We start from the raw sequence: 26,584 nt of genomic DNA, 5'->3' as shown, positions 1-26,584 counted from the left end.
CTACGATAAAATTTAAAAACAAAAGCCCTACTGAGATTCAGCAGAGCTTTTATTGAATATAATTGAGTTGTGTTTATTATTTGCTTGTTAAAATTTCATTCTTTGGATTCTCACCGCATTTAAAATAGCCAGCAATGCTACTCCTACATCGGCAAACACAGCTTCCCACATGGTTGCCAATCCACCGGCTCCCAGGATGAGAACAACAGCTTTTACAGCAAAGGCAAGGACAATATTCTGCCAAACGATCTTTTTAGTTTGTTTTCCGATATTGATGGCCATTGGGATCTTACTTGGTTTATCATCCTGAATTACTACATCTGCAGTTTCAATGGTGGCATCACTTCCCAAGCCTCCCATTGCAATTCCAACATCGCTTAAAGCCACTACAGGCGCATCATTCACTCCGTCTCCTACGAAAGCTACCGTCTGGTTTCTGGCTTTGATTTCTTTAACCTTGTTTACTTTGTCTTCAGGCAACAGATCCCCGAATGCATTGTCGATACCCAGTTGATCTGCTACATATTTCACAACGGTACTTTTATCACCGCTCAGCATTGTTGCCTTCACATTCATTTTATGCAGCTTGTCTACGGTTTCCTTAGCATCTTCTTTGATGCTGTCTGCAATAGTGATATAACCTGCAAACTTTTTATCATAAGCCACCGCAATTACCGTATATACAATATTGGAGTGGTTAAGATCATAACGAATGTTGAACTTATCCATCAGCTTAAAGTTCCCAACCAGAAGTTCTTTTCCGCTAATAATCGCTTTCAATCCGTGACCGGCTATCTCTTCTACATTTTCCAAAGGAATGTTGTGATTGATTTCTCCAACATAATTGTGTATCGCAGTTGCCACCGGATGGGTACTTTTACTTTCGAGAACATTGACCAGCTGAAGAATTTCTTCTTTGTTAAATTCAGGGCTTATGCTTACTTCCTGAACTTTGAATACGCCTTCCGTCATGGTCCCGGTTTTATCCATTACCACATTTTGAATCTCTGCAATACTGTCCAGGAAATTACTTCCTTTGAATAAGATTCCGTTTCGACTAGCAGCACCAATTCCTCCGAAATATCCTAATGGAATGGAAATAACAAGGGCACAAGGACAGGAAATCACAAGGAATATCAATGCTCTGTACAGCCAGTCTCTAAACTGATAATCGCTCACGAAGAAATAGGGCAGTAAACAGATTCCAATGGCAAGAAATACCACGATGGGCGTGTATACTTTCGCAAATTTTCTGATGAACAATTCTGTCGGTGCTTTTTGGGCTGTGGCATTCTGAACTAATTCCAGGATTTTGCTCAGTTTACTGTCTTCATAAGCTGTATTTACTTTTACCAGAGCAATACTGTTCATATTGATCATTCCGGCAAGGACTATTTCTCCTTTATTTTTGGTATCGGGTTTACTTTCTCCCGTTAAAGCTGCCGTGTTGAATGAAGCCGAATCTGAAAGCAATTCCCCATCCAGCGCCAGTTTTTCACCGGGTTTCAGCTGTATGACGTCTCCAATTTTAGCTTCTTTAGCCTTCATAGTCTTGGGCTGATTATTTTCCATAACCGTTACCTCATCAGGACGCTGATCCAATAATGCTTTTATATTTCCTTTGGCTCTGGTAACCGCCATAGACTGAAATACTTCTCCTACCGCATAAAAAAGCATTACTGCTACTCCTTCAGGATATTCTCCGATGGCAAAAGCACCAATGGTTGCAATGCTCATCAGAAAGAATTCTGAAAACACATCTCCCTTAATGATACTTTTATAAGCATCTTTCAATACCGGAAATCCTACAGGAATATAAGCTGCCAGGAACCATACTAACCGTACCCAGCCTGTAAACCATGCAGGTTTTATATAGTTATCAAAGGCAATTCCCAATAATAAGATGATAAAGGATATAATGGCCGGCAGAAACATCTGAAAGACCGTCTGATCTCCGGAGTCATGAGAGTGATCATGTCCGTCATGGTCATGTCCGTCTCCTTCTGCATGGTTATGTTTGTGTCCTTTTGTATCTGGTTTTTCCGGGGTTGTACTACAGCATTTTTCCATAACTGAATATTTTTATACAAATGTAAAGATGAGACTGATGCAATGCTATTGCAAACTTTCAAGACAGTTTTCGCAGATTCCTTTGGCAAAGAGTCTTATTTCGTCAATCCTGAAATTGGTCTGGATATTTTCAGGGAAAGAAATATCTTCTTTGCAGGTAGTCTGCTTGCATATTTTACAGTAAAAATGCAGATGCCAGTCTTTGTGTGTTTTTTCATCACAATCGTCTTCGCAGAGTTTGTATTTTGTGGTTGTATTTTCCTGAATGCTGTGAACAATTCCTTTTTCTTCAAAGGTTTTCAAGGTTCTGTAGATGGTAATTCTATCAGCATTATCAAAATGATTTTCTATTTCAGAAAGGGATAAAGCAGCTTCCTGAGAACTTAAAAAATCATATACCAAAATCCTCATACTGGTGGGTTTGGTATTTTTATCAATGAGTTTGTGTTCTATATCTTTTTTCATTGTAAGCTTTTAAATGGTTACAGATGGGCTTCAGTTTCTTCATAGCCTTCTTCTTCAATCTGAAAAGTGGTATGACTGATTTTAAAGTTACTAACCGTAGTATCTGTCAATGTTTTTAATAATTGATTCTGGGAATATCCATTCTCTTTTACAACATGCGCGCTCATCGCATTGACACTGGATGTTAGCGACCAGACATGCAGATCATGAACATCTTTCACTCCGGGAGTGCTCTCCAATGATTGGCGAAGTTCCCGGATATCCACATCTTTAGGTGTTCCTTCCAGCAAAACATTAATGGCTTCTTTCAACAGCCTCCATGTTCTTGGAAAGATTAATAATCCGATGGCAGCTGAGATTAACGGGTCGGCATAATACCAGCCTGTTGTCAGCATAATTACTCCGGCTATCATTACTCCTACTGAAGTAAGCATGTCTGAAAGTACTTCAAAGTATGCACCTTTCATATTGAGACTACCTTCTGAATCTTTTCTGAGAATCATCATTCCGACAATATTAACGATCAATCCGATTCCGGCTACAATCAGCATTGATTTACTTTGTACTTCCGGCGGATTCTGAAAACGCTGATAGGCTTCAAACAAAACATAGATCGAAATGGCCAATAACACCACTGCATTGATTACGGCTGCTAATATTTCTGTCCGATAATAACCATATGTTCTGGAAGGATCTGCTTTTCTTTCTCCTATTTTAATGGCAATATATGCCAGCAATAATCCTACCACGTCGGTCAGCATATGAGCTGCATCAGCCAACAATGCAAGACTGTTGGTAATGATTCCTCCTATTACCTCAGCAATGAGATAGGTTCCGCTAAGGCAGAGAACAATCAGAAGGTTCTTTTTATGTCTGCTTCCTGCAGAAACGGTTTGTGTTGGTTTACTTTCCATATTGTGTATGGTTTAATTACATTTCATAATAAGATGTATTTTCTTTTTTTGGGGGAACATTCTGCTCACCGATCATCTGTCTGATATTGATCTCTATGGTCTGTGCCAGAGAAGTCATGGGTGTATCTACAGGACTATTTTCAAACGGATCCTGCATAATGATGGATGTTTTTTCAATGGCAATGAATGTCACCGGAACCAGGAAAGTAATGGCAATTTCTACGAACAGCTGCGAATCATCGAGTCCAAACGGAAGGATGGCGGCAAAAACATAGATCAGAATATGAACTAAAACACTGTATGAGCGTGGAAAGACTGTATTCTTCAGTCTTTCACATTTTCCCATACTGTCGCATAGTCTTGTAATGATATCATTGAGTTGCATCTGTTGAAAATCAGTAAGTCCTTTGGAAGCTGCAATTTCTTTCAGCTGTCTGGAGTGTTCGTCCAGAATTGCGTTGGGAATGTTGGCTGCTTTGATCTGATGTTGATCCAGATACTGCTGAACTTTTTCAGAAAATGGAAGTTTTCTCAGTGATTCTCCAAGTGCATAAGTCCAGATGATCTGTCTTTCGGCAAACTTTTTTATTACTTTATTTTCTCCTGCCGGCATAAACTGAATGATCAGTCTCACAAAAGTTCTGGAATCGTTGACAACAGCACCCCAAACTGTTCTTGCCTCCCACCATCTTTCGTAGGATTGGGAAGTACGGAAGGCCAGCAGCAATGATACTGCTGTTCCCAGGAGTGCCGGAATATTTAAAGGCAATGAGATCTTGCGAAACCATGGCAATTCGTCCAAAAGACCAATAGTGACGGCAAATATTCCGATCAACAGAATTTGGGTTTTTATTTCACGGATGAAATACCAGACTGATATTTTTTTGTTTAATAACATAATCGGGTTATTTATTAAAATTCGGTGAGATCATTTTCACTTTTCCAGCCGTTTTCATTCAATAAAAAATTACGTAAACAGCTCTAATGTAAGGATTAAAATCGACAATTTACTGGTTCCGGTAACTTTCATTAATGTTCGTGTTCGCCGGAATTTACCAGTTTTGCATTCACAAAAAATGCTCCTTTCACTACTATTTTTGCATTGTCAGGAATATTTCCTACCGGAGTTATCGCGGTATATCCCATATCGGAAGTTCCTTTTACCACTTCTATTTTCTCAAAGTTTAAGGTTTTCGGATGAGGTTTTCCTTTTTCTTTGTGTTCTTCTTCCGCTTTTTTATCGGTCTGGACAAATACAAAATATTTTCCATCTGCTTCTACAATGGCTTCTGTAGGCACTGCTGGAGTTGTACTTTTATCAAGACTTACAATTCCGGTGATATTCATTCCATCAATCAGACCGGATTTGTTTCCGATCACTTCACAATGCATAGAGATGGTTTTACTTTCGTTTTCAAAAGAAGATCCTATGCTGTAAATTCTTGCATCATATTCGGTTTCCGGATTGTTCGTCAGTTTAAAATGAACAATCTGCCCTACTCTCATTTTAGGAAGATCTTTTTCAAAAACCTGAAGATCGAGATGAATAGAACCGTTATCGATCACTGTAGCAACGGGAGAAGAGATATCCACATAACTTCCGATCTGTGCGGTAATACTGCTGATTGTTCCGCTGATGGGTGCTGTAATCACCAAACCGGATTTCATATTTCCATTGCTGACTTTTCCAGGGCTTATTCCCATCATCTGAAGCTGTTTCAAAAGAGATGCTCTTTTTGTTCTTAAGGTTTTAAGTTCCGCATCGGCACTCTGAAGATTTTTCTTCGCCCCAGCATCATTATCAAAAAGCTCTCTCTGTCTTCTGTATTCCTGTTCTGCATAGGTTATTCTACTGTTGGTAGTCAGATAATCTTCCTGAAGCTGGATATATTCCGGATTGGCAATGGTGGCAATGACCTGTCCTTTCTTTACGATACTTCCCACCTGAATATTGATGGTTTTGATGATTCCTCCATACAGAGAAGTGATGGTTGCTTTATTGCTGTTGGGTACACTCAGCAAACCATTAGCTTTTATGGTAGATGTCAACTCTTTCATTTCTACATTTCCTAAAGCCACTCCTACAGACTTCATCTGCTCTTCTGTAAGGGAAGCTATTGTTTGTGGAGCTTCTTCGTGAGCCTGTTCTTTCTGTTCTGTTTTTTCAGGAGCTTTTTCTTCCGAAGCTTCTTTTTTTCCACAGCTTGTTAGTAAGATTGAGATCAGGGCGAGAGGGATGATATTATATTTGAGTTTCATAAGTAAAAATGTATTTTGTCTGATGCTGTATGCTATTGTTTTTATTGATACGGCATAAAGTTTTATAAGCAGCGACTTCATATTATTTGTTTATAATGGAGTTAATAGTAACTACAGATTGGTTCACCTGCTGGATGGATTCCAGATATTTCAACTGGATATTTGTGGCAGTCTGTAGGGCAAAAAGATATTCCACATAGGAAATTTCTCCTGTTTTATATCCTAGCTGAGCTGCTTTTACAATTTTCTCTGCGTTAGGCAATGCCTGGCTTGTATAGTAATCATACTGCTGTAAATCCTGCTGATACTGGCTGAAGGCATTTTCCAACTGAGCAGAAAGCTGTTTCTGCTGCATTTTAGCATTGGTTTCAGCGACCTGTTTTTCATATTCGAGCGCCTGAATTCTTGCTTTCGTCGCTCCAAATGTTAACGGTATTGCTACTCCTACTGTTGCTGACTGAAAACGTTTTCCTGAATTATAAAAATTCTCCTGTCCGTTAATGGTATGAAGACCTATCAAAGACTGGTTGGTATATCCTAAACTGAAATCCGGCAGTCCGAGTGATTTTTCAACTTTCTTGTTTTTTTCGGCGATTTCCATTTCCTGGTAAAAAGCTTTTACCGTAGGATTGTTGGCAACCACAGCACTGTCGAGGACATTTTCTGCTTTTAAAGGAGCATAATCTTTGTTAAACGGAACCTCAATATCTTCAGAAGTATTCATCAGAGTTTTTAAATTCTTATAGGCATTATTCAGATAGACTTCATTTTGTCTGAGCAGCAGATCAATTTCCCCTTTCTGGGTTTCTGCAGTACTGATCTCAATTTTCTTGATATCCCCTGCTTTAAATCTCACGGTTGCAATTCTGATAAACTCTTCATAATATTGATCAAGACTGGTCAGCTGGGCTTTATTATACTGAAGATATTCAATCTGGTAATAATAGGTACGAACCTGCTTTATCAGTTCATTGGCTGTAATTTCCTTATCAATCTGCTTGCTTTTAATATTCTCATTGATTAAATCTTTTCTTGCTTTAAACAATGTTGGAAAAGGAATACTCTGTGAGATCGCAAACGATTGGTCAAACTTTGGGCTGTTGTATTGTCCAAGCTGTGCTTCAAAGCTCAATTTCGGGAGTTCTTTTGCAGTTTCCCTTAATGCTTCAGCGGATTTAATACTTAAGTCTTTTGACTGCAGGGTTAAATTATTGTTCATTACCTGTTCTACCGCCTGTTCTATGGAAATTGGTCTGGACTGTGCGTTAAAAGTCTGTCCCACCATCATAAATCCTACCACCAAAACGGCAGTAATAATTCCCGTATTATTATTCTTTCTTTTCAAAATCTTTGTGTTAAAAATAATGTACAGCATCGGTAAAACGAATAATGTAAGGAATGTTGCCGTTACCAGACCCCCAATTACTACTGTCGCCAAAGGTTTCTGTACTTCAGCTCCGGCTCCGGTGGAAATAGCCATTGGCAAAAATCCTAGTGAAGCTACGGTAGCCGTCATCAGTACCGGTCTCAATCTGGTTTTCGTTCCTTCAAAGACTCTTTTCAGAATATCCGTTTCGCCTTCTTTTTCTAATTGATTGAATGTTCCTATCAAAACAATTCCGTTCAATACCGCTACTCCAAAAAGAGCAATAAACCCGATTCCGGCACTGATACTGAAAGGCATATCTCTTACCAGAAGGGCAAATACACCACCAATCGCACTCATAGGAATAGCTGTAAAGATCAATGCAGCCTGCTTGAATGAGCGAAAAGTAAAATACAGCAGCATAAAAATCAGAAGCAATGATACCGGAACAGCGATCATCAGACGTTGGCTTGCTTCCTGCAGGTTTTCAAACTGACCTCCGTAAGTAAAGTAGTATCCGGAAGGCAGTTTCACTTTCTCCAGTTTTGCCTGAATATCTTTCACCACACTTTCCACGTCACGGTCTTTCACATTGAAGCCAATAACGATTCTACGTTTTCCCTGTTCACGGCTGATCTGTGCCGGCCCTAATTTGTAGCTTATATTCGCCACCTGCGAAAGTGGAATCTGAGCTCCGGTAGCAGAAGTGATCATCAGATTATTCACATCTGAAATATCTGTTCTGTGAAGACTGTCCAGGCGGACAACCAGATCAAAACGTCTTTCATTTTCAAATACCTGTCCGGCAGCTTTTCCTGCAAAGGCTGTACTTACGGCATTGTTGACATCTTCAATATTCAATCCATAATTTGCGATTCTTGTTCTGTCATATTGAACGTTGATCTGTGGAAGACCACTTACCCTTTCAATCTGAGGTGCTGTAGCTCCATCTACCGTCTGAATGATTTTCCCTACTTTGTCTGCATACACCGCCAAAGAATCCAGATTTTCTCCAAAGATTTTTACCGCCACATCCTGTCTGATCCCGGTCATCAACTCATTGAAACGCATCTGAATAGGCTGGTTTTTCTCAAAAAATACTCCTGGAATGGTTTCCAGTTTTTCACTGATCTCATCCGCGAGTTCGTTGTAGGATTTCTTGGTTTTCCATTCACTTTGCGGTTTTAATACTACGATCATATCGGTTGCTTCAGGAGGCATAGGATCTGTAGGAACCTCAGCAGAACCGGTTTTCCCAACGACCATTTTCACCTCATCAAACTGTTTGATAATTCTTGATGCCTGCATGGAGGTTTCTATACTCTGACTCAGTGAGCTCCCCTGCGGTAAAATACAATGGAATGCAAAGTCTCCTTCCTGCAGCTGCGGGATAAACTCCCCACCCATATTTTTAAAGATAAAAGCAGAGATAAGGAAAACGACAGCCGTTGCTGACACGATAATATATTTTACTTTGATAGCTTTCTGCAGTAGGGGCTGATATACCTTTTGCAAACGGTTCATCATTTTATCAGAGAAGGTTTCTTTGTGGGATATTTTCTTAGATAAAAACAAAGCGCTCATCATAGGAATGTAGGTCAGTGACAGAATCAATGCTCCCAGAATGGCGAATCCTACAGTTTTTGCCATTGGGGTAAACATTTTTCCTTCTACGCCTGCAAGAGTAAGAATCGGGATGTATACGATAAGAATGATGATTTCTCCGAAGGCCGCACTGCTTCTGATCTTTGAGGCAGAAAGGAATACTTCTTCATCCATTTCAGACTGTGTCAAAGCACGGGTCGATTTCCTTACGCCTAAATGATGCAGGGTTGCTTCTACAATAATCACGGCACCATCTACAATCAACCCGAAGTCTATGGCTCCAAGGCTCATCAGATTGGCGCTTACCCCGAAAACATTCATCATTCCTAAAGCAAATAACAAGGAAAGCGGAATGGCCGAAGCCACGATAAGCCCGGCTCTCAGATTTCCCAGGAAAATAACAAGAACGAAAATAACGATTAGTGCTCCTTCGATGAGGTTTTTCTCAACAGTATTGATCGCTCTGTCCACAAGATCTGTTCTGTCGAGGAATGGTTCTATTACCACATCATCCGGAAGGGATTTCTGTATTGTCGGAATTTTTGCTTTGATATTGCTGACTACTTCATTACTATTGGCCCCTTTCAACATCATCACTACTCCTCCTACAGCGTCTACCTTTCCATCATAAGTTAAGGCTCCGTAGCGAACGGCACTTCCTAAACGAACATCAGCAACATCTTTTATAAAAATCGGAACGCTTCCTGTTTCATTTTTAACCGCAATGTTTTTAATGTCTTCCAAAGAGGTAACCAGACCAATTCCACGGATGAAATAGGCGTTGGGTTTTTTATCAATATAAGCTCCTCCTGTATTCTGATTGTTTTTTTCAAGCGCCGTAAATATTTCAGTGATACTTGTTCCCATTGCCTTTAAGCGATTGGGATCAATAGCCACTTCATATTGTTTTAATTCACCACCAAAACTGTTGATCTCCGCCACTCCCGGTGTTCCGTTCAGCTGTCTGCGAACGATCCAGTCCTGCATGGTACGGAGCTCTTTGGCATTGTATTTCTTTTCGCTTCCTTTTTTAGGGTGAAGAATATACTGATAGACTTCTCCAAGTCCTGTACTCACGGGAGCCAGCTCGGGAGTTCCTACTCCTTTTGGAATTTCTTCCACAGCATTTTTCAGCTGTTCATTGATAAGCTGTCTTGCAAAGTAAACATCTACATTTTCTTTGAACACTACTGTAATCACAGAAAGCCCAAATCTTGAAATACTTCTTGTTTCCTGAATATCGGGAACATTGGCAATACTCTGTTCAATAGGAAAGGTCACCAGCTGTTCCACTTCCTGTCCTGCCAATGTAGGACATACGGTAATAATCTGTACCTGGTTATTGGTGATATCCGGTACAGCATCTATCGGTAATCTGGTGGCACTCCATGTTCCCCAGATGATCAGCACCAACGTCATCAATCCAATGATCACCTTGTTTTTGATACTGAATTTTATAATTTTATCTAACACGATTTGTATTTAATTTTTATTGAAAAGTGGATGCACACAGTATAAAATACTGCAGCAAAAATATCCTGAAAACCTCTGCAATGGTATTGCAAAGTTTCAAGCACGAATAACTATTAGAAAGCATAACTTTCTAAAAATCAATAAAAATTAAATTTTAGGAGGCTGCCAGATAGGGTCGTAAACCTGGTAAGCAAAGTCGTTTTTGTGGAATAAAATCTTCTTTGAAAAATAAGCAGGAATCTGCTCGGGAATTTCCAATAAAGTATCCATTTTAAATGCTGAAACTGTTATCTGGCAACAGCTGCATGAACACAGCGGAGAACAGATATCTCCCTTTTCTTTTGAATGGTTTTCCTGAACACTCAGGGAAACTATTTTATTCCCGGAATTCTGTGGATGAGACACATCAGCACATGGCATCAATGATAGCGCCATGAAATAAATTGCCAGTATCCATCTTAAGAGGTTCATGGTACAAAGGTAGAGATTTTTTGTAAAATGAATTATTTATTGAGCATTTACCCAATATTCTTTACGGAAAAACTTATTCACAAATACTATACCAGTCCTTTATGATAAAAATAAAATTCATATCATTGAAAATAAAAAATAACTCAACATCAAAAAGCATATATGAAATATTCTCTTGATCACCTTTTGTTCGCTTCAATAAAAATGAAGTGAAACAACCTGACCTTTCCACTATAGCATACAAATAAAAAATTTTTGATTATGATTAAATATATTTTTTCAATACTCTGCATGATGGTATTTTTAAACAGCTGTGGACAAAAACTATACAAAATAGAAAAAGATAAATATGATGAACCCTTATTAAATGCTAAAGTACAATATTCATTTAAAGAAAAACCTTCTGAAGAAGATTTAAAAAAAATTGATACTACCACATATTATGTTCAGGTCTTTGAGGGGAGATATTACAATGAAGGAGAAATGAAGAATCCAAGGATAATTATTTTTCATAATGATGGTTTTTTCAAGAATGAATCACTTATGTATTTTGGAAAATTTGATGAGCATAGAGGAAAAAATTCTGTTTATTATGGAGGAAAGTATAGAATAAAAAATAATATCATCCAACTAGAACAATTTGGAAAATCTCCAGATTCAAAAAATTGGTATACAAGGAGAGTAACTAATGGTAAAATAGATGGTAATAAGATTATTTTTAATGAAGGTTTAGTTTCCATTTTTGAGAAAAGAAAAACTTTGCCCGTAAAATAACAAGATCTTTAATTGGAGAGTGGATACTTTTCAATGACTTATACAAAAATTCTTAAAGACAAAAAGCCACCGCAAAAGCAGTGGCTTAAAAAAATCAATCTAATTATGGACTAAATCTTATAAATTCGGGTTATTCTCAAATTCTCTTTGTGGAATACTGAATAAATAATAATTACTATTGGGTGTAAAAGCAGATTTATCCGGGAAATCAAGAACAGAATGCCCTTTACCGTCTACTGTTTTCACAGTTCCGTCCGGTGTAGTAATCTGAACTTTTATAGGTTTTCCATCAGCATCTACAAACGGTTTTCTTACTACTGTACCCTGCGTTCTGATAATATCTGAAAGGGAAAATCCTTCTCCGAATAATTCTTTTCTTCTCTCGATCAACACTGCATCTACCACAGCATTTTGTGATAACGACCCATTATAAATATTGGCATTTCTTGCTGATTTCAATTGGTTCAATACGGCTACTGCCTGAGAAACATTTCCGTTTCTAGCTTCGGCTTCAGCTTCGATCAGGTACATTTCTGCAGCTCTCATGTACACAATATCTGCGATAAGGGTGGGTTTAAATCTAAACTTGGCATACCTCAGCAATCCTTCTCTACCTTTCTGTCCGTCCCATGAAAACAATTGAGATCTGATATCATTAGTATCAAAAAGGTCTTTAAAATAAGGATCCGCCATAAAGCTGTAATAATAACTTCCTGAGGAAGATACATCCAGATAATGGAAGGCATAACTTTCATCAGACTGTTCCTGGGTCTGTGCATGTCCCCAGATCCATTCTGCGTTGTTGATATCATTGAATCCATCCTTATATTTTTCCGGAGCCATGAGAGAAAATCCTTCCCTTGCGATTTTTGCTGATGCTGAAGCTTTGCTCCATTCTCCTGTATTCAGGTAAGTTCTGGCAAGAAGTCCGTTGACTACAGCACGATTAATCTTATCTTTATTATTTCTTGTATAAGTTTTCAATAGATTGTCTGCATCAGTAAGATCACTTTTAATCAATGTATAGATTTCTTCAAGGCTTGCTCTCTTCTTCCCTACTGTGCTTGTTGTGGAAGGTTCTGTATAAATCGGGGCTGTCAATGCTGATTTGTCTTTAAGATAGCTGAACTGATAAAAGCTCGCCAGATTCAGGTAACAGAAAGCACGTAAGGCTTTTGCCTGTCCTTTCACTTGATCCTTTTTCTCCTGGCTGCCTTCCGTTCCATCAATTCTTGTAATCACATTATTCATATTATTAATTGTGGAATACAACATCGTCCAGATAAACAGCGGGCGGCTTGCTGTACTGTTCACCATTTCTGTAAAGGCATAGGCAGAAGCGAAACCATATTTATTAGTCAGTACTGCCACATCACTTCCCATGGCATCACTGGCTCTCAACACAGTGGAATACCCGATATTGGCATAGGTTGTTCCATCATTATTAAATTTTGCCCAGGTACCATTCACCACTGTTTCGGCACTTTCGGCTGTTTTGAAAACTTCTACGCTGCTGGCCTGATCAGTAGGAGCTGTATCCAGCTCACTTTCACAACTTGCTAGCGACAAAAATCCGATAAGAGCAAACGATAGATATTTTAATTGTTTCATTGTTTCAATTTTAAAGGTTAAAGTGTTGCCTGAAGACCAAAAGTGATCGTTCTCATTGCAGGATATCTGTAATACGTTGTTCCGTCCAACGCCTGCTCAGGATCCATTCCCTTATGTTTGTAGAAGGTCAGAAGGTTTTCTGCCTGGATATAAATTCTGAATTTTTTCAATCCTATTTTCTCAAAATAATCCTCAGGAAGTGTATATCCTAAGCTTACATTTTTAAGTCTTGCATAAGTACCTGAATACAGGAATCTTGAAGAGGTTGATGTCCAGTTATTTGTTGTTGTGCTCAATGCGGGAACATCTGTATATGGATTATCCGGTGTCCATCTGTTCAGTATTTCAGAACTCCACGCACGTCCACCGGCACTTCCGTTATGCATGATGGAAGTATAATCGGTATCTAAAATTTTACCCCCGATTTTGAATGTCAGTAATCCTGAAAAGTCAAAATTCTTATAGGTAATGCTTGTACTGATTCCTCCTGTCAGTTTCGGCAATGCGGAACCTTGCAGTAGTTTTGTTGCTTTTGAGTATTCCGAAGTAGTTCCTTCCACTGAATTTCCACTAGCATCGGTAGAAACTGTTTTCCACAATGGTTTTCCATTGCTTGGATCTACACCCACCCATTCCGGAATAAAGAAATCATATACAGAACCTCCTACCGTTAATAACTTTGTTCCCACCACAAGAGAACCTCCCGGTAATTTGGTTACTTTGTTGTTTAAAGTGCTTAGGTTAACATCAACATTCCATTGGAAATCATCATTCTTAATAGGTGTTGTGAACAATGAAAATTCAAATCCTGTATTCTGAATGGTTCCGATATTGGCAGGATAATCACTGATACCCAACGATGGTGCCACCGGCATATTAAACAGAAGATCCTGGCTTTTTCTTTTGAAGTATTCGATATTCCCTTTAACTCTGTTATTCAAAATAGCGAATTCCAATCCTACGTTTAAATTAAGGTTGGTTTCCCATTTCACATTATTAGTGGAAGTCTTTTCAAGAGTTGTACCCGGTTCTCCGCCAAGGCTGATAAATCTGTACAGCTCCTGATAAGCATAATAAAGCGGCTGTCCGTTAGGTCTAAGTAATTTATCATTTCCTTGTCCTCCGTAACTGGCACGCAATGTCAATTGATTGAATACATTCAGGCTTTTAATAAATTCTTCATTGGATATTTTCCATGAACCTCCTACTGACCAGAATCTCCCCCATCTGTTATCTTTTTCAAATCTCGAAGAGCTGTCTGCTCTTCCCGATGCAGATAAAAAGTAAGTATTATTGTAGTCATACTCTACTTTTCCAAGGAAACTCAATAAGCTTAATTTATTACTGTTTCCACTGAAACTTCCCAGCAGAGAAGCAGCATCCGGCTCATAGTAATAAGGCAGTGAAAACTGACTTCTTGTTCCTGAAATCGTCTGATAATCGTATTTGTAGAATTCGTGTCCTGCCAGTGCATTAACGTGATGCTTTCCAAACTTTTTATCGTACGTAAGGATATTACTGGTTGTATAAGATAGTGTTCTGGTATTGGTTTTCGTCACTGAACCTCCAATTTCCGCTCCTTGCCCAAGTAATGGATTTGAATAATAATGACCGTTATAATTCACCAAATCAACTGAGAAGCTTGTTTTGAATTTCAGTTCCGGCAGGAAAGTGAATTCCATGAATCCTTTTCCTGAAAAGTTATCTTCTTTATTTTCGTTTTTGTCTAATGGTAAAGTGGCAGCCGCATTCTGATTTTGAAGTGCATTTGTGGGCCTGTACTTTCCAAAATCATAAATCGGATTTCCGTCAGCATCTAAAACGTAAGTTCCGTCAGCATTTCTTTCATAATAAGGATAGAAAGAAGGAATAAACCTTGCGGCATTGATGATATTGCTCGCCTTGGAATCTGAAGAAGTTGGTGCCTGCTGAATACTGTTGGTATAGCTTAAGTTGACTCCAACATTTAACCATTTCTTCACTTCCGAATTGATTTTTAATCTGGTATTATATCTTTTAAAACCGGATTCAATCGCCATCCCTTTATCATCCAGATACCCTAGTGAAAAGAAGTAATTACTTTTATCACTACCTCCGCTGATATCAAGATCCATCTGGTTTCTTGATGCCACTCTCTGTAAAACATCTCTCCAGTCGTCATTCCAGAGTGGTGATGCACCAGGCAATAATTTCCCATCTGTTCCCACCGGTTTTGGATAAGCAGTTCCATATGGATTAATTCCAAGGGTAGAAACAAGATTATCCGTTGCCATCTGAGCAGCCTGCTGAGAAGAAACTTTACCGGACTGATATCCGTTTCTTAATGCTTCCCAATATAATTGAAAGTATTGATCCGTGTTTACCTGTTCATAATCTTTGACAGCTCTTCCTGAGAATCCCTGACTGATATTAAAATTAACTCTGGCTTCTCCTTTTTTCCCTGATTTTGTAGTGATGATAATAATCCCGTTGGCTCCTCTTGAACCATACAAAGCACTTGCTGTAGCATCTTTTAAAACACTTATAGATTCAATATCGCTTGGGCTAATGGAGTTCAGGTTTCCATCAAAAGGAATCCCGTCCACTACATATAAAGGATCACTGGAAGCACTGATGGAACCAATACCTCTGATTCTGATGGTAGAAACCGCACCTGGCTGTCCTGATGCACTGGTGGTCTGAATCCCCGCAACCTGGCCTTCCAATGCTTTGGTGATATTGGTTACAGGTCTGTTATTAATCTTATCACTTGAAATGGTCGCTACAGAGCCGGTATAGCTGTTTCTTTTAGCTTTTCCGTAAGCCACCACTACTACTTCATCAATCTCCTTTTCATGAAGGCTATCTTTTTTCGGTCTGGAATTCTGTGCACTTACACTGGTTACTCCCAGAAAAAAAGCAGCAACCGGAGGCATCCAGGCTTTAGAATTGAATAAATTTTTGCTAATCATAATCAATTTTAGTTATCATATATTAAAATTTAGCCCTTTGCAGAAAAATCAGCAAAGGGCATCGATAAATACGATAAACCAAATGCTTATTTTTCCTTAAAAGGCTGAACGTAACACCTTGCCCCACGGGTAGGTTGTCAAGACTTCACAGGGTCAGTTCCCTCCATCTTTCTTTATAAGCCGATCGAAATATGGTTGCAAAGCTAAAAACTTTTAGTCTACAAAACAAGTAGACTTATTTATTTTTCATGATAAATTTTCAAAAATTAACGTAATTTTTTAATAAAACCCATCACAATAAAGAGTTACAAGCTTTGCTACTTTCTTAAACATGACAAATATCATTATCAATAATTCAATACAACAAATTAAATCTGTCCAGAAATTTTTGATCTTTAATTGAAAAAAGTTTTTAATTTTATGGTATGAAAGTTTTGATCATCAACGGCCCTAACCTCAATCTGTTAGGCACAAGAGAACCGGAAATCTATGGAAATGTTTCTATGGAAAGCTATTTGGAAAATTTAAGATCCGAGTTCCAGACCCATGAATTAAAATATTACCAGTCTAATATTGAAGGAGAACTTATCAACAGACTTCAGGAGGATGATTTTGATGCCTTAGTAATTAACCCCGGAGCTTTTACTCATTATTCTTATGCTATTGCTGATTGCTTGAAAAACATTCGCAAGCCAAAAGTAGAAGTACATATCAGTAACATTTATAAAAGAGAGGAATTCCGACAGAAATCTGTAACGGCAGCCAATACAGATGCCGTTTTATCAGGCTTTGGAATGGATGGATATAGGCTGGCTTTATTAAGCTTGAAGTAATTTTGTTACTTATCCTTTTCCCATGAATTGCACAGATTTCTACAGATAATTATGGATAAGTATCAGAGTAATTTATGAAGATAAAAGATAAGGTTTATTGCAAAGACATTGGAATATATTCCGGGCAATTGACGAAAAGAAAAAACTATATCGTTGAAGAAAAAAATGCGGAAAATATAAGAATCTGGAATGACGAAGGAAAACTGAGGTGGTATTCTGATTTTTATTTTAGTTTAAACAATGAACCGGAAATAACTTCTATTCATATTGATGATGAAATTGAAAATATTGAATCTGATGCTATAGAAGTAAGCATTGAATTTTCCGACAAAACAAAATATGGGATGACCTTCACTACCCCGCAGTATTTAGATAAAATATTGGACAAAGAGTCTTACTTTTCTTCAAAACACTTTATGATTATAAAATACCTCACTGAAGAATCAATCAAATCAACCGTCCTAAAACTGGATGAACAGAACGAACTGATTGAAAACTGTAAAAAATATGAATAAAAAAAAAGCCTCATCACTGATGAGGCTTTTTGTATGTTGATTGGCAACTATTAGATAGTTTGTTCCTGCAATTGAGGTCCTGAAGCTACTAATTTTTTACCTTCTTCAGTATCACAATACTGCTCAAAGTTCTTGATATATCTTGAAGCAAGATCTTTTGCTTTTTCTTCCCATTCTGAAGCGCTCTCATAAGTATCTCTAGGATCTAGAATACCTGTAGAAACGTTTGGCAATTCAGTAGGAATTTCAAGGTTCATAATTGGAACCTGAGTTTTAGGAGCATTATCAATAGAACCGTCAATGATGGCATCAATAATTGCTCTGGTATCTTTAAGAGAAATTCTCTTTCCGGTACCATTCCAACCTGTGTTTACCAAATAAGCCTTAGCGCCGTGCTCTTTCATTTTGCCGATTAATGTTTTAGAATACATTGTCGGGTGTAAGGTAAGGAATGCTTCACCAAATGCAGGTGAGAAAGATGGTTGAGGTTCTGTAATTCCTCTTTCAGTTCCTGCCAATTTTGAGGTATAACCGCAAAGGAAGTGGTACTGCGCCTGATCTTCATTCAGGATAGAAACCGGAGGAAGTACTCCGAATGCATCTGCTGAAAGATAAACAATCTTTTTGGCATGACCTGCTTTAGAAGGCAATACAATTTTGTTGATATGATAGATTGGATAAGAAACTCTTGTGTTCTCAGTGATAGATCCGTCTGTATAATCTGCTACTCCATTGTTAACAACAACGTTTTCAAGAAGAGCATCTCTCTTGATGGCAGCGAAGATATCCGGTTCTTTTTCTGCAGATAAGTCGATAACTTTAGCGTAGCATCCACCTTCATAGTTGAATACTCCGTTGTTATCCCATCCGTGCTCATCGTCACCGATAAGGTATCTTTTAGGATCTGCTGATAAAGTTGTTTTACCAGTTCCTGAAAGACCAAAGAATAAAGCTACATCACCTTTTTCTCCTACGTTAGCAGAACAGTGCATAGAAGCCATACCTTTTAATGGAAGATAGTAGTTCATCATAGCAAACATCCCTTTCTTCATTTCACCTCCGTACCATGTACCTCCGATAATCTGTAGTTTTTCAGTAAGGTTGAACATAATGAAGTTTTCAGAGTTTAATCCCTGAGCTTCCCAGTTCGGGTTGGTAGTCTTTGATCCGTTGATTACTGTGAAATCCGGCTCACCGAAGTTTTCAAGTTCGTAATGAGAAGGACGAATAAACATATTAGTAACAAAATGCGCCTGCCATGCCACTTCAACGATAAATCTAACTTTAAGTCTCGTATCCGCATTCGTTCCGCAGAATGTATCTACTACATAAATCTTTTTAGATTCAGCAAGCTGGTTCAGCACTAGTTCTTTACAAGACCCGAAAATTTCTGCTGTTGTAGGTAAGTTTACTTTACCATCCCAGAAAATTGTATCTCTTGTAACATCATCCTGAACAATATATCTGTCTTTAGGTGAACGACCTGTGAAAATTCCTGTTTTTACTGATACTGCGCCTGATTCTGTAAGCTCAGCTTTCTCAAACCCCTGATTTTCAGGAGAAACTTCAGCCTGATATAATTCTTCATAAGAAGGATTATACACTACTTCATAGTTTCCTTTAATCCCTAATTTCTCTAAATCCTGGATGATTTTAGTGTTTTTCATTTTACTTATATTTTCTATTTCTTTATTGCTTTCAACAAAAATAATATTAATTATTTGTTAAAGGTGGTTTAAATATACTGATATAAGTCAGAATGGCAAATAAAAAAACAGGATTATAACTACCTGATTACAAATCAATTATATTTTCCCATTCAAAAATAGTTGTAAAACCTTTCTCCCAAAAATAGTTCTTATAGTCCCCAAATTTGGCACTCATTACAAAATCTCCCCCCCATGCGCCTAAACTTTTGACAAATGAAGGGCAATCTGAGAATAACCTTTCCTTAACTGTGAGAATTTCAAGAAAATCGGCAATTTTATATTCATGAGTCATCATTAATTCGGAAAAATTTTCCAATTCATGACATAACAATATTTTTTTTGTAAGATCTGAAAATTCGTCAACCAATTCCGGAGACTTCTTTTTGGACTTGTAAAAATTGATTCCCTCTCTGCTATCCTGCTTCTGATTTAAATGAATAAAAATCAGTTCATTTTTAAAGGACGGACTAAAATCTACTTTCTCATATTTTATCTCAGGTTTACTTTGGAAAAGCACTGCGGACTTTTCTTTTGCAACTGCAATGTCATATCCACTGCCTCCCAAACTGATGGTGTTAAGATGAAAAGGATCTATTTCAGCCCATTCCGCCAGGTTATTCATCAGGGTGGAACTGCTCCCAAGCCCATAATCCGCTGGAAACTGAAGATTGGTTTTTAAATGGTAAGTAAGATCAGTTTTGAATTTACTATTAGAAAGCAGCTGAACATTCTGTAATGTTTTGGTAATAAATTCAGCACTTGATGGAATATTGGTTTCTAAGACCTTCCAGGTTTTATAATCAATGACAGCCTTCAACCATAGTTTATTCTGATGATAGGCTTCCCAAAGAACAATGGATTTTCCATCTTGTTTTTCTTCAAAGAAAAACTCTTGTCCCAGCCTGGTAGGTACCGCTAAGACAAGAGCTCCATCTATTGCGAAATATTCTGAAGTAAGCATAAGCTTGCCCGGTGAAAATATCGCGTTCATATTTTTTGTTTAGATTGCAGAAGTAGCTTCTACTGATCCGTCAATTTTTTTGATCAATCCCTGAAGGGTCTTTCCTGGTCCTACTTCCACGAAGTTAGAGGTACCATCTTTAATCATATTCTGAACAGACTGTGTCCATTTTACTGGACCGGTAAGCTGAGCGATCAGGTTTTGTTTGATCTCATCAGGATTGGTTACCGCTGTTGTCGTGATATTCTGGTATACAGGAATAGTTGCTTTTCTGAATTTTGTCTTTTCGATAGCTGCGGCCAGTCTTTCCTGTGCAGGCTGCATCAATGGTGAGTGGAAAGCTCCGTTTACTGGCAATAGCAACGCTCTTTTAGCTCCTGCTTCTTTCAGTTTTGCGCAAGCTTCTTCTACTGCAGGAGTTTCTCCTGAAATAACCAATTGCCCCGGGCAGTTATAATTTGCAGGAACAACAATTCCGCTGATCTGTGCACAGATTTCTTCAACCTTAGCATCGTCTAATCCTAAGATAGCTGCCATAGAACTTGGATTTGCATCACAAGCTTCCTGCATTGCTTTCGCTCTTTCAGAAACTAATTTCAAACCATCATCGAAGGATAAAACTCCGTTGGCAACCAAAGCTGAAAACTCTCCTAAAGAGTGTCCTGCTACCATTTCGGCACCAAGACCATTTACTGCTTTTAATGCTGCTACTGAATGTATAAATATTGAAGGCTGGGTAACCTCTGTTTTCTTAAGATCCGCATCCGTACCGTTAAACATAATGGAAAGAATGTCGAAACCTAAAATTTCATTGGCAGATTCCATCAGATCTTTAATATCTTTTCTAGAATCATACAATTCTTTTCCCATTCCTACGAACTGAGAACCCTGCCCTGGAAATACAAGTGCTTTCATGTATTGAATTAAATATTATGCAAATATAACTATAATGTTAACAATATTCGTTCTAAGTGCTATAAATCATTTATGGTACTAACCTGATTACTCTGTAACCCGTATTTACATATGCACCGTTAGCTTTAGATTTTACAAACTCAAATTTGGTAGCAAGCTGAGTCTGAACTTTATTCATCTGCTTAAAGATTTCTCCTTTTTTATTCTCTCTGGTCAACATGTCATTTACCACATCAAACCCTACAATAGCATATTTTGGTGGGGTTTTGCAGTATTTAGTTTTATAAGCTGCCAGAATTTCTTTCTCAAAGCTACCGTCTGTGTTAATCTTTCTATCCATCAGATATACAAGACTTGCCTGGCTCAGCTCATCCACTTTCTTCTCAAAAACAGGAGAATAGAACATACTGAACGCTTTGATACCCTGTACTTCTTTAGAAATAGCAATCATTCTGCTGGCAAAAGCATCTCCTGCAGCATTATCATCATTCGCTAAAATGGCAATAACCGGTGCAGACTGCCCTGTCATCATATTCTGATCCGGCTGAATATCTGCCGGAGAATTAACAATAATAATATTAGGATTTTTTACTGCTTTTTCAAGTCCTGCTTTGATATAGTTGGCATCTTCTTTTTTAGCATCCGCCACTATATATATCTTCTGATCTGAGTACACACCTTTTACTTCTTCTACAATCTTATCAGCATAGGTCTGATTATTGGTTTCGACAATAATCAAGTTGCTGTAGTTATAGAGTTCCGGAGAGTTAGCAAATGGTGCTACAACCGGGATTTTCTGATTTTTGGTAAAATCAAGAACATCAATTACATTGGACTTAAAGAAAGGTCCGATAATAAGATCTGTATTATCAGGATTAATCTGTGTCAAAGAGTTTTTGAATGAAGCTTCATTTCCTGAATCTACAACTTTGATATCCAGTTTTTGCCCTCCTCTTGCATTTCTTTCAATAGCAAGCTTAGCTCCTGTCAAAAAGTCAAGTGCCATTGCTCTATACTGAGTTTCATTGGTACTGTACCCGAAAGGAAGCATCAGGATAACGCTTAAAGCATCACCATTTTTCTTTATATAAGCTGCATCCTGCTTTTTGATCTTTAGAACCATTCCGGTTTTCAAACCGTGTGAAAGATCCGGGTTGAGAGCGATAAGCTCATCAATAGAAACACCGAATTTATTAACGATAGAGAATACTGTATCTCCCTGCTGCACTGTATAGGTTACATAATCATCACCAACTGCAACATTGGAAGCAGCTGTTGATTTTTCATTCCCTGAATCCATTTTTGCTTTTGGATTTGTAGTTTCTGCAACGGTATCAGTATTGGCAGTCGTATTTGTTCTTTTTATTTTAATGGTATCCCCAGGTTTCAGTCCTTTTTCTTCCAATCCTGGATTTAAAGCATAAAGGTCCTGCTGGCTAATGCCAAACTGTTTTGTAATTCTGTAATAATTATCTTTAGCCTGAATCACATAAGATTCTCCTTCTGCTGCTGGAGTGGTAGCAGATGTAGATGTAGCAGCTGTTGCAGTTGCTTTTTCTACAGGAGTTTCAACGTGTTTTTCCGGTGTTACAGCCTGTTGAGCACCACCATACTTCTTAATACTGGCAAGAGGCAAAGTAATTTCATCTCCGATCTTCATATGAGAATCCAGTTCAGGATTCAGTTTTCTCAGATCAGTTTCAGAAATTCTGTATTGTTTTGTGATGCCATAAATCGTTTGTTTTGGCAGTAAAACAATTTTACCTAGAGAAGAAGTACTTGCTGTTGAAGTTACTTTTTCTGCAGGAGTCGTTTTTGTTACAACCGGAGTGGCTGCTTTATCTGATTTTATAGTTAAAACATCACCGATCGCCAGTTTGCCATCTTTATGTTTTGGGTTTAGCTTCAGCAATTCATCTACAGTCATTCCATACTTTTTGGCAATGTTGTAAGGATTGTCACCTTGCACAACCGTATGTGATTTCTGAGCTGAAACTCCCAAAACCATACATAAACTGGATAGAATAAAAAACCTCTTTATCATATTCGATAATTATAATTTACAAAAATACTTCTTTAAAATTAAATGGCAACAATTATTAATTTTGAATCTTGAACCACCATTTCTTCCAAACAATTTTCAAGCCACGAATAGCCATAATCTGAAAAGAATACGCTAAAGTTATACACTCTTTCCTGCCATGTTTTTGCGGGATGAACATCTAAAAACAGATTTTCAAGTCTTTCCAGCAACTCATTCTGTTTTATTTTTTCAGCATGAAGCAGACGTTTTTTCATTCTTTTGAATGACTTTAATTGTCGTACTTCTTCTGCCTTTACCATATTCCCGAAGGATTTCTCAGTAGTTTCTGCTGAAGCTCTCAATGCAGAAAAATTACTAATCAATAATTCTTCTTTCTCTTCAAGTAATTCTACAATGGGATTATCTTTTAAAATCTTCTGATTGGTAAGTACCGAGAAGTTCTGGAAAAAATCTTCTATTTTAAGATCTAGTTTCTCAATTTTTCCCAATGTTTTTTCTTTCAGGAAAAGCATAGAGTTTCTTGGAATCAGAATTGGGAAAGGAATATTAATTTTTGAGAAATAATCTTTCAATTCCAGCCAGTACATGATTTCGGCATTTCCTCCGATATAGGATAAATTAGGAAGTACATTTTCCTGATATACCGGACGCATTAGCGCATTCGGACTGAATTTTTCAGGATGGTTTTCCAATTCGACAAGAATTTCTTCTTCTGTAAACTGGATAGGCTTATCTACAATATTATACTTGTGTCCGTTAAATTCTATTCTGTCTCTCGTTTCAGAAAGGAAGAAAAGGTTTATTTCACGAGGGTTTACCTGAACCTTCCCATATTTCTCTGTCAGAAACTTGACTTTATCTTCAGAAGTTTTCTGTAAGCTGAAATGAAGAAGTTCATCTTCAAAAATCTCCTTCATCTGTTTTTTAAGTTCCTTAGAATCTCCATCCAGAATCAAAAGTCCGAATTCTGAGAAAAGACGGTTGACAAGAATCTTAATAGCTTCCGTTAAAGTGTTTCCAGCTTTATAAGCTTCCTTCATCATTAAAATCAGCTCTGTACCGAAAATGGAATCTTTGAATTCTTTTTCAAATTCCGAAATAAAATAGGTATCACTGATTTCAATTCTTCCTACCGGACCTCCGGATTTCTCATTGGTTTCGTAATAATTATTTTCGGTTTTAAAATGATTGATCTCTGCAAAATCATGATCCTCCGAAGCCATCCAATACACCGGAACAAAATTAAAATCCGGAAAATTTTCTTTCAGATAAGTACATGTTTTTATGGTCTGAAGAATTTTATACACAAAGAAAACAGGTCCTGAAAACAGATTCAACTGATGCCCTGTTGTTATCGTAAACGTGTTGGGCTGTTTAAGATTCTCAAGATTTTCTTTCTGCTCTGAAGATAGAGAAAGAGTTTCTAACTGTGCTTCAAACACATCAGCTAAAATGCTTCTTTTTTCAGAGGTAAAAGAATCTTTCTTCAGATGAATCTGCTGCCTGAAATGATCTAAGGAAAATGTATTATTTTCAAACCCCTCAATCTTCTGATTTAAAAAATCTTTTACCAGCTGAGGAATACTTTCTATATCGTTAAATGATATTTTATTAATTGTTTTCAACCTGTATCGTTTTTAGTTGAACAAATACCACACAATTCCGATATTCAATCTGAAATCATACACCGGATAATGTGGAAATGCATATGCTTTGTTATTGGAAATAACAGTTCCTATCTGCTGTCCTTCTATGAAAAAGAACATTTTTTTCACTTTCATATTAATATAAATATCGGCGATAGGCTGCCCTCCAATTGAAAATGAATCTGCTCTTGGAAGAATATATTCATTAAGAACAGGGAAATATTCTCTTGAAGCGAATTTAGAGAAGTAATATACTTTAACCCCTGCCTGAATTTCTGCTGCTTTTTTGAAAGCCTGGGTCTGATAGAAGAAATTGGCTCTACCGATGAAGCCCGGCATTGGAAGTAGTTCTTTATTCGTTAAAGTATTCTGGAAATGCACTCTTGTATTCAGGTGGAATTTGTTGAAGCTGAAAGTAGCATCTCCTCCAATCTGAGATATATTTACTGAATTGTCACTTTGTTTCGGACTTCCGTTGCTGTCAAAATAAGTATAGTTATCGATTCTGAAATAATTGGCGAAAATCTCTGTTTTAAACCATTTCAGATTGATGCTTCCTCCTACTTCCATTACAGACTGATTCTTCGCATTTTCAAGATAATAATTGAAGTTATTATAAACAGAAGTATTCAATAGATAATTGAATGAAGGATAGGCACTCTGGAAGTTTACTTTGGCATTAACGAAATAATCTTTGATAGGTTCAAACTTCAGATTATTGGTTGTCTTCAGATAACTTTTAAACTGGCTTCCGTTTGAAAATTCCAGAAACGAATTCAACTGAATTTTGTCCCAAAGTTTTACCTGCAGGTTTCCTACAGCTCCGATTCTGTTTTCTTTCAGCTCACCAGGAAAAGGCACGTTGTTAAGTGCAACAACATCTCTTATCCCGAATTTAATCATCTGATAACGTACCCCGGCATCCAGTTTGAATTTTTCATTATTAAAAATCAGACTTACGGTATTGCTGAAATTCTCAGAATATTTTTTGGTTGTCAATGGAAAGCCATTTACTAAATCTGTAGGAGCGTCATACCAATACGGTTCCAAAGCAGTTTGGTTATAGTAATATTTGTTTCCCTGATGAGAAATAATATGTCTTATGCTGAAAGGAAATTTCTCAGAATTGAATGGAGTAAACTGATGGCTCAGATAATATCTTCTGTAAGAAAACTGTGAACTTGAAGAGGCCAGATTTACCTGTGCGTTTTGTCTGTTACTGTAATTGCTGTCACCGCTCTGAAACAAATTATCTTCAGTAATTCCTCCACTCTCCTGATTATTTACATTCTGATGAAGATAATGGGCAAAAAGCTCATAATTTCCACTTTTTGAAACATAGTGTCCTGAAAACAAAGTATTGTTGTTTGCTGATAATGAGTTTCTGTAAAGACCCTGAGAACGAAGTCCCATATATTCAAGCGCAAAATTGAATCTCTTTCCGATATTTTGAGTATAGGTTGATTTCAGAGCAGCACCGTTTCGCATGGCATTATGATAAATAAATGATGCGGTAGGTGTTTTTACATCATAATATTTCACATCATTGGCTCCAATGATCATATAAGATTTGTTGGAAGGCAATAAAGAAAGATTTTGTTCATCATTAACCTCAAATACAAGAGGGTTAAAACCTGAACCAATATTGGCAGGCTGTACTCTTCCGAAATTATCTTTATTATTTTGCTGTGAAAAGATATAGGTTTTATCAAAAGTCATTACCGTATCAAAAACTTTCTTTTCAGAAAACTGCGTCTGATACTGGTAATCATTTATAGTAGGTTTGAAAATTTTCAGGGAATCTTTTTTCCCGGAATCTATCACAAGGGTGTCTTCTTTTTTGGATTGAGGCTTAGTCTCTGCCTTATTAACGACCTGAGCCTTGGTTACAAAACCTAAAGAGAAGAGTATGAAAAGGATGTACTTCATTATTCATTATTGTACAGCAAAAATAAGAAATAAAAGGACATAAAAAACCCCTGCTTTGAACAGGGGTTCTATA

The 26,584-nt window shown here is 37.5% G+C and carries 18 protein-coding genes and 1 riboswitch; of the genes, 3 read left to right on the top strand and 15 right to left on the bottom strand.

Annotation, left to right across the window (positions count from 1 at the left end; genetic code table 11):
• Positions 1-87: 87 nt before the first annotated feature.
• The 7 genes from RHP76_RS17060 to RHP76_RS17030 form a co-directional block, all read right to left on the bottom strand.
• Positions 88-2,070 (bottom strand): heavy metal translocating P-type ATPase, encoded by a 1,983-nt coding sequence (locus tag RHP76_RS17060; protein ID WP_311228650.1) that lies wholly within the window; start codon positions 2,068-2,070, stop codon positions 88-90.
• A 45-nt stretch (positions 2,071-2,115) separates the two neighbouring features.
• Positions 2,116-2,535: a Fur family transcriptional regulator gene (locus tag RHP76_RS17055; protein WP_002983024.1), complete on the bottom strand. Its 420-nt coding sequence runs from the start codon at positions 2,533-2,535 to the stop codon at positions 2,116-2,118.
• A 17-nt stretch (positions 2,536-2,552) separates the two neighbouring features.
• Entirely contained in the window at positions 2,553-3,449 is an 897-nt protein-coding gene (locus RHP76_RS17050; protein WP_311228649.1) for a cation diffusion facilitator family transporter, read from the bottom strand.
• Positions 3,450-3,465: 16 nt separating this feature from the next.
• A complete protein-coding gene (locus RHP76_RS17045; RefSeq protein WP_311228648.1) occupies positions 3,466-4,347 on the bottom strand; it encodes a bestrophin family protein in 882 nt (293 codons plus the stop codon).
• A 131-nt stretch (positions 4,348-4,478) separates the two neighbouring features.
• Positions 4,479-5,708, bottom strand: coding sequence for an efflux RND transporter periplasmic adaptor subunit (locus RHP76_RS17040; protein WP_062673799.1), 1,230 nt, complete (start codon positions 5,706-5,708; stop codon positions 4,479-4,481).
• Positions 5,709-5,790: 82 nt separating this feature from the next.
• Complete coding sequence (locus tag RHP76_RS17035; protein WP_311228647.1) at positions 5,791-10,152, bottom strand: CusA/CzcA family heavy metal efflux RND transporter; 4,362 nt, start codon at positions 10,150-10,152, stop codon at positions 5,791-5,793.
• A 147-nt stretch (positions 10,153-10,299) separates the two neighbouring features.
• Entirely contained in the window at positions 10,300-10,623 is a 324-nt protein-coding gene (locus RHP76_RS17030) for a DUF6660 family protein (RefSeq protein ID WP_288444015.1), read from the bottom strand.
• A 261-nt stretch (positions 10,624-10,884) separates the two neighbouring features.
• Here RHP76_RS17030 and RHP76_RS17025 point away from each other — a divergent pair, with 261 nt between their 5' ends.
• Complete coding sequence (locus tag RHP76_RS17025; RefSeq protein WP_311228646.1) at positions 10,885-11,397, top strand: hypothetical protein; 513 nt, start codon at positions 10,885-10,887, stop codon at positions 11,395-11,397.
• Positions 11,398-11,514: 117 nt separating this feature from the next.
• Here the strand turns inward: RHP76_RS17025 and RHP76_RS17020 are convergent, their stop codons facing one another.
• Both RHP76_RS17020 and RHP76_RS17015 read right to left on the bottom strand, forming a co-directional pair.
• Complete coding sequence (locus tag RHP76_RS17020; RefSeq protein WP_120232551.1) at positions 11,515-13,008, bottom strand: RagB/SusD family nutrient uptake outer membrane protein; 1,494 nt, start codon at positions 13,006-13,008, stop codon at positions 11,515-11,517.
• A gap of 17 nt (positions 13,009-13,025) precedes the next feature.
• The gene (locus tag RHP76_RS17015) at positions 13,026-15,959 is read right to left on the bottom strand and encodes a SusC/RagA family TonB-linked outer membrane protein (RefSeq protein WP_311228645.1); all 2,934 of its coding nucleotides are present in this window, start codon (positions 15,957-15,959) and stop codon (positions 13,026-13,028) included.
• A gap of 83 nt (positions 15,960-16,042) precedes the next feature.
• Positions 16,043-16,141: riboswitch (SAM riboswitch) on the bottom strand.
• Between the two features lie 243 nt (positions 16,142-16,384).
• On the opposite strand from RHP76_RS17015, the gene RHP76_RS17010 reads away from it, so the two are divergent.
• Both RHP76_RS17010 and RHP76_RS17005 read left to right on the top strand, forming a co-directional pair.
• A complete protein-coding gene (locus RHP76_RS17010) occupies positions 16,385-16,792 on the top strand; it encodes a type II 3-dehydroquinate dehydratase (RefSeq protein ID WP_120232549.1) in 408 nt (135 codons plus the stop codon).
• 74 nt (positions 16,793-16,866) lie between these two features.
• Positions 16,867-17,307: a hypothetical protein gene (locus RHP76_RS17005; RefSeq protein WP_120232548.1), complete on the top strand. Its 441-nt coding sequence runs from the start codon at positions 16,867-16,869 to the stop codon at positions 17,305-17,307.
• Positions 17,308-17,357: 50 nt separating this feature from the next.
• On the opposite strand, the gene pckA is transcribed toward RHP76_RS17005, so the two are convergent.
• From pckA to RHP76_RS16975, 6 genes are all read right to left on the bottom strand, one after another.
• Positions 17,358-18,974: a phosphoenolpyruvate carboxykinase (ATP) gene (gene pckA, locus RHP76_RS17000; RefSeq protein ID WP_062673465.1), complete on the bottom strand. Its 1,617-nt coding sequence runs from the start codon at positions 18,972-18,974 to the stop codon at positions 17,358-17,360.
• Positions 18,975-19,101: 127 nt separating this feature from the next.
• Positions 19,102-20,007 (bottom strand): GYDIA family GHMP kinase, encoded by a 906-nt coding sequence (locus RHP76_RS16995; protein ID WP_311228644.1) that lies wholly within the window; start codon positions 20,005-20,007, stop codon positions 19,102-19,104.
• A 9-nt stretch (positions 20,008-20,016) separates the two neighbouring features.
• Complete coding sequence (fabD, locus tag RHP76_RS16990; RefSeq protein ID WP_311228643.1) at positions 20,017-20,892, bottom strand: ACP S-malonyltransferase; 876 nt, start codon at positions 20,890-20,892, stop codon at positions 20,017-20,019.
• A gap of 70 nt (positions 20,893-20,962) precedes the next feature.
• A complete protein-coding gene (locus RHP76_RS16985; protein WP_311228642.1) occupies positions 20,963-22,936 on the bottom strand; it encodes a LysM peptidoglycan-binding domain-containing protein in 1,974 nt (657 codons plus the stop codon).
• 38 nt (positions 22,937-22,974) lie between these two features.
• Entirely contained in the window at positions 22,975-24,561 is a 1,587-nt protein-coding gene (gene bshC, locus RHP76_RS16980) for a bacillithiol biosynthesis cysteine-adding enzyme BshC (RefSeq protein WP_311228641.1), read from the bottom strand.
• Between the two features lie 12 nt (positions 24,562-24,573).
• Positions 24,574-26,511: a putative porin gene (locus RHP76_RS16975; RefSeq protein WP_311228640.1), complete on the bottom strand. Its 1,938-nt coding sequence runs from the start codon at positions 26,509-26,511 to the stop codon at positions 24,574-24,576.
• Between the last annotated feature and the right edge of the window lie 73 nt (positions 26,512-26,584).

Source organism: Chryseobacterium sp. SG20098 (assembly GCF_031844745.1).
Lineage (GTDB): Bacteria > Bacteroidota > Bacteroidia > Flavobacteriales > Weeksellaceae > Chryseobacterium > Chryseobacterium cucumeris.
The sequence above is the reverse complement of the archived record's forward strand: the minus strand, read 5'-3'. Positions and strand labels throughout refer to the sequence as shown.